Annotated in this window: 4 protein-coding genes; 2 read left to right on the forward strand and 2 right to left on the reverse strand. The window is 55.2% G+C overall.

Going from position 1 to position 4,885, the window contains the following annotated elements; all coding sequences use genetic code 11:
* Window positions 1-40: 40 nt before the first annotated feature.
* Window positions 41-556, reverse strand: a complete 516-nt coding sequence (locus ACTHUT_RS13950; RefSeq protein ID WP_440418917.1) for an outer membrane protein assembly factor BamE — start codon at window positions 554-556, stop codon at window positions 41-43.
* 459 nt (window positions 557-1,015) lie between these two features.
* Window positions 1,016-1,654, reverse strand: coding sequence for an MBL fold metallo-hydrolase (locus ACTHUT_RS13955; RefSeq protein ID WP_003683764.1), 639 nt, complete (start codon window positions 1,652-1,654; stop codon window positions 1,016-1,018).
* A gap of 115 nt (window positions 1,655-1,769) precedes the next feature.
* Here ACTHUT_RS13955 and cysE point away from each other — a divergent pair, with 115 nt between their 5' ends.
* Both cysE and ACTHUT_RS13965 read left to right on the forward strand, forming a co-directional pair.
* The gene (cysE, locus tag ACTHUT_RS13960) at window positions 1,770-2,579 is read left to right on the forward strand and encodes a serine O-acetyltransferase (RefSeq protein WP_440418919.1); all 810 of its coding nucleotides are present in this window, start codon (window positions 1,770-1,772) and stop codon (window positions 2,577-2,579) included.
* 247 nt (window positions 2,580-2,826) lie between these two features.
* Window positions 2,827-4,713, forward strand: coding sequence for a hypothetical protein (locus tag ACTHUT_RS13965; RefSeq protein WP_440418918.1), 1,887 nt, complete (start codon window positions 2,827-2,829; stop codon window positions 4,711-4,713).
* Window positions 4,714-4,885 lie beyond the last annotated feature (172 nt).

Genomic DNA, 4,885 nt, shown 5'->3' on the forward strand with positions numbered 1-4,885 from the left:
GCCAAGGCTATACCCAATAGGATCCGTTTCAAATTTGTCCTTATTGACGGATGCGTTTAGGAGCTTCTTTAATGATCTCGCGGATGATCACTTGAGGCTCTTGTTTAGGTGTAGGTGCTGGAGGAGGGCATACGGCATCTTTAGGGAATACTGGATTCCAGAAGAAGCTGCGTGCAAATTTGTCTTTGTCGAAGATCACTTTGTATTGGCAAGTAGTGATGCCTTCAACGCCGGAAGTGTTTTCAGGGTCAACACCTACGCCTGGGGTGTAGAAGTGGAACAGGTAGTCCCATTCACGTACGCCAACCATGCCTTCGTCGTAGTGAGGACGGCCGAGGATTTTGTAGATGGCGTCTTTGGTCAGACCAGGACGCATTTGATCCAGCTCGTCAAAAGTCGGGAATGTACCGTGGTCGTTGTTGAAGGTCAGGGAGTAAGGTTTAGGGAAGCGTGGCTCGTCTGTAGTGCCTTCAGGAGTGATTTTGCTCTTAGTAGCACAGGCGGCCAGCAGGCCGGTAGCCAGCAGGACGAAGCCCACTTTTGCGATTTTTTTCATTTGATAATCCTTTTATTGATTTTACCGGCCGAACTTTTCAGACGGCCTGTTAGTGCCGGCAGCGAGTTTGCCGGTTGACCCAAATAATGTTGTGCTTCTTAAAGATGTCCCCGACGGTTTGACAAACAGAACATCGGCACATTCCAGCAGGGCATTGCACCTCATCTCCGTTGTATCCGCCTGAATCGGCAGAACCGTTCAGACGGCCTGACTGACATTTATTGTCACTTTGTAACAATTTCACTGCGAGTAAGGCTTGGGGTTTAGAGATTTCCGGTTTTCGATAAATCAGGTTTTATTGCGTAATACCTTGTTATCTTTGTGCTTTAGTTCTTTTTGGCATTTGCCGGAGATTAGGTACTTAATCTTTCGGGTGTTATTCCTGCAAATTGTATGTCAGTTTTCCTTTATACGCATAATCTGTGTATGCCAGAATGTTGGCTTTATACAATATTCATACTAACGAACCAGAAACGGATTGTACCTTTTCTCATGCCCGATACTGGTCATGCGGCCGTGTCCGGCTATAACTTGCGTGGTTTCGGGCAGAGTTAATAGTTTAGCGCAGATATTGTTTATGAGGTCATCATGATTGCCGCGCGGAAAATCTGTGCGACCAACGGTCTCATAAAATAAAACATCGCCTGCGACTAAAAGACCGTTTTCGGCGTTATAGAAAACGACTTGGCCGGGAGTGTGGCCGGGAATGTGGAGGACTTGGAAGCTGTGGTTGCCGACCTTGAGCGATTCTCCTTCTTCCAACCAGCGTGTCGGCGTGAATGACGGAGAAACGGGGAAGCCGTATTGCGCCGTCGTTTGCGGAAGGGCTTGGAGCAGGAATTCGTCGTCTTTGTGCGGGCCGAGAACGGGTATATCGCAGGTTTTCAAAAGTTCAACTACGCCGCCTGCGTGGTCAAGATGGCCGTGGGTCAGCCAAATGGCGGTCAGCTTGAGGCCTTTGTTTTGGACTTGTTGCAATAAATAGGGTACATCGCCGCCGACATCGGTCAAAACGGCTTCTTTGGTTTCATCGTCCCAAATCAGCGTGCAGTTTTGACGGAAGGGGGTAACGGCGTTGATTTCAAATTGGAGTGCCATGGGTGTTCCTAGGAAAGGCTTGTTTAATGTTGTTTACGTTTCAGACGGCCTTTTGCACATTGGTGCATACTTTCGGCTACAATCGCCGCTTTTACGCAACAGAGGCCGTCTGAAAATGGAAAATACCTATTTTAACCTGTGGCAGACCATACGCAACGAAGCCGAGCAGTCGGCGGCGGAAGAACCTATGCTGGCCAGCTTCCTCCACATGACCGTGCTGCGGCACGACAGTTTGGAGCGGGTGCTGGCCTTTCACCTGTCGAGCAAGCTGGCCAATCCGACCATGGATATGCGTACGCTGTACGAACTCTACCTGCACGCGCTGGAAAAAGAACCGTCCATCGGCGAAGCCGTCCGCGCCGACATCACCGCCTATTACGAACGCGACCCGGCCTGCGACCAATACTGCCTGCCGCTTTTGTATTTCAAAGGCTACCACGCCATTCAGGCGCACCGCATCAACCACTGCCTGTGGAAGGAAGGGCGCAAAACGCTGGCCTATTTCCTGCAAAACCGCGCTTCCGAAGTGTTCGGCGTCGATATCCATCCGGCCGCCCGTTTCGGGCAGGGGATTATGATTGACCACGGCACCGGCGTCGTCATCGGCGAAACCGCCGTTTTGGGCAACGACATTTCCATCCTTCACGGCGTAACCCTCGGCGGTTCGGGCAAAGAGGGCGGCGACCGCCACCCGAAAATCGGCGACGGCGTGATGATAGGCGCGAACGCCTCCGTGTTGGGCAACATCCGCGTGAACGAATGCGCGAAAATCGGCGCGGGCAGCGTGGTGGTGGCGGACGTGCCCGCCTACAGCACCGTCGTCGGCGTGCCCGCCCGCGTGGTCGGCAACAAATCGCATGCCAAACCGGCGGAGGAAATGAATCAGAATTTTTATGAGGAAATGAATCAGGATTTCTATATTTGAACCTGTCCGTTCGGTAAGCGGTAAAACCTTGAGGCCGTCTGAAAGCAAAACATCCCTGCTTTTCAGACGGCCTCCCTGCCGCCCTTAATTTTTTTAAAGTTTTGTATGATTTCTTGAAATTTTGAAAACACACAAACCCCGCATACCAAACTGCTATAATCGCGCCGATTTTATAGCACCAACTAAGCTGCGGCGGACACCTGCCGCTTTTTTATAACCTGAATTTTATAACCTAAAAAGGGAAAACATGACTATGCAAAAACCATCTCCCGTACACCGCCTTTTAACCCTCGCCGCCCTGCCGGCCGCCGCCGCGCCCAATAACATTACCGACCTCGGTACGTTGAGAAGCGATAATTCGGGCAGTTCGGGTGCATTAGCCATCAGTGCCGACGGATCGGTGGTGGTCGGTCATTTGAACGAGGAATCGTCAACAGATACACGTGCCATCGTCTGGTCAGGTAGCGGCTGGCAAACTAAAACCGACCTCGGCACGCTGAAAGCCGATAACTCCGGGGATTCAGAGGCAACCGCCGTCAGCGGCGACGGCTTGGTGGTAGGTGGAACGGCGCGCAACGACAACGGCGACTCCCGTGGCATCATTTGGTCGGGCAGCAACTGGACCACCAAAACAGAACTCGGCACGCTGAAGGCGGACAATTCAGGGTATTCATGGGTACAGGCCCTAAGTCGTGACGGATCGGTGGCGGTCGGAAATGCATCATACGACCCCTACCCTCTGCTGTATCGTCCAATTGTCTGGTCGGGCAGCAACTGGGCCACCAAAACAGAACTCGGCACGTTGGACAGCGATGGCATCATTGGTTCCGCATACGCTGTCAGCGACGACGGATCGATCGTGGTTGGCTCAATCAGCACCGACAGTGCAACCAACCGCGCTATTGTTTGGTCGGGCAGCGGCTGGGCCACCAAAACCGACCTCGGCACACTGAGCAGCGACAATTCCGGCTGGTCGTTCGCAAATGCCGTCAGCAGGGACGGTTCGGTGGTGGGCGGACAGGCAGACAACGATAACGGCGAAAGCCACGCCACCATCTGGTCGGGCAGCAACTGGAGCACCAAAACCGATCTCGGCACGCTGAAAAGCGATAATTCGGGTAGTTCGGAAGTGAAAGGCCTCAGCGCCGACGGCAAGTTTGCGGTTGGATGGGCAATCAACGACAATAACGCCTCCCGCGCCGCCGTCTGGAACCTGCGCAGCTTCAACATCCGCCCCACGGATACCGCCAACACCCGCGCCTCCCTGTCGCTGCTGTCCGCCGACACCGCCTCCCTGCTCGCACAGCGCGCCCGCGCGGCTGAAAACCTGCTGGGCGGCTGCCGCGCCGACGGCGGCAAATTCTGCTACAGCGCCGGATACCGCCGCGACATAGGACACGGCGCAAGCTCGCGCGGTGCAGACTTCGCCTTCGGCTACGGCATCTCCGACAACTTCGATGCCGCCGTCTCCCTGGCGGTTCCCGCCCGTGCCGAAGAAAACGGCAGCCACCGCCTGAAATCCGGCGTCGGCATCGGCCTGTCCGCACGCCTCCATAACGGCGCGGGCTGGTATGCCGTACCCGCCGCCGCCTTCGAAACGGACAAAACCCGCATCCGCCGCCCCCATCTGGACGGCACGGAAAGCCCCGAGAACACCGTCCGCACCAAAGGCCGCGCATACAGCCTGACGGCCGGCCGTGACTACGGCACGTCCGGTGAAAAAACCTTAGGCTGGTACGCCGCGCTGCGCCGCACCGAAGCCGAACGCCCGTCTTATAGCGAAGATGCGGGCCTGTCCTTCCCGTTTGCCTACGGCGCGGCCAAGCTGAAGGAAACCTCATTGGCGGCAGGCATAAAAGGCCGCCTGCCCCTGACCGGCAAGCTGGCATGGTACGGCAATGCGGAAGTTGCCCAGCGCGTGGGTGGAGGCAAAGCCCGCTTCACCGCCGAGGCTCCTTTCTTCGGCAAATATGAAACGGAGCGCGAAACCTCGCGTACCCGTCCGTCCGTACAGACCGGCGTAGACTACGCCTTCAGCCCCTCCGCCGTGCTGTCGCTGGGCGGCTATGTCGGCCGCAACGCCTTCTCCGGCACCGACAAAGGCATATTCCTGAAGCTGAACGGCAAGTTCTAATCGTTGTAAGGCAATAAAAAAGGCCGTCTGAAACCCGAAAACGGGTTGAACTGCACCCCAAAAGTTGGACATCCCCCCTCCAACTCACAAGGTGCAGTTTTTTTATGAGCAAATATACATTACACTTCAAATACCAAGCCGTACTCCACTACCTGCACATACGCAGCCAACA

It is taken from the genome of Neisseria sp. P0022.S010 (genome assembly GCF_051956635.1).